The sequence below is a fragment of the Ruegeria sp. K11 genome (assembly GCF_056531905.1).
Map to the genome: position 1 here is coordinate 1 of NZ_JBQFMP010000046.1, position 818 is coordinate 818.

Annotated in this window: 1 protein-coding gene; it reads right to left on the minus strand. The window is 50.7% G+C overall.

The features are described 5' to 3' along the window. Window positions 1–52: 52 nt before the first annotated feature. The gene (locus ACR0K4_RS22970; protein ID WP_480522310.1) at window positions 53–736 is read right to left on the minus strand and encodes an IS6 family transposase; all 684 of its coding nucleotides are present in this window, start codon (window positions 734–736) and stop codon (window positions 53–55) included. Window positions 737–818: the final 82 nt, after the last annotated feature.

Consider the following 818-nt stretch of genomic DNA (forward strand, 5'->3'; position numbering starts at 1 on the left):
GGTTCTGTCGCAAATTTCTTTGAGAGTTGTATAGACGAAACTGGATAGGCGGTTATCCCGCCAGCTGGATAAACTGCTTAAACGGGCGGAGTCCGGGCGTGAATTGACCTTTGCGGATCATGTTGACCAGTTCTATGCCTGCCAAGACAGATGCGGCTGAAGCGAAAGACTTGAAGCCCAGCATGGGTTTAATCCTTCGTTTGATGAAACGGTGATCCTGTTCAATGATGTTATTGAGGTATTTCCGCCTGACCAGCTCAATCGGGATTGGACAACCAAAGCTCTTGAGCATCTTATTGATTGCCTTGATACCGGCCGTGTTGGCACCACTTTTGTCGATGACGATCTTGCGCGGTAGACCGTTTACCTCAAGCGCGCGGGCAAAAAACCTCGTCGCAGCGGCTTTGTTCCAGCGCTCGGACAGCATGAAATCAAGGGTCTTGCCGTGTTTATCGATTGCTCGATAAAGATAAACCCACTTGCCCTTCACTTTCACATATGTTTCATCCATTCGCCACGAACGGTCGGCGGGACGCTTTCTATACCTAGCTGCGTCCGCAATGAGACCAGCATATCGACTGACCCAGCGGTTCAGTGTTGCATGATCCAGATTAACTCCGCGTTCCGCCATGATTTCTTCCAGATCCCGGTAAGAAACACCGTAGCGCAGGTAGAAGAAAACCGCGTGCAAAATCACGTCTTTCGGGAAGTGCGCACCCTTAAATGAGATCGTCACGGTTAGCTCCTGTCATATTCCAGCCCGCGTTAACAGAACTGCGTTCGATCTGACAGGTGGGGACGGAGTTTGCGACAGAACC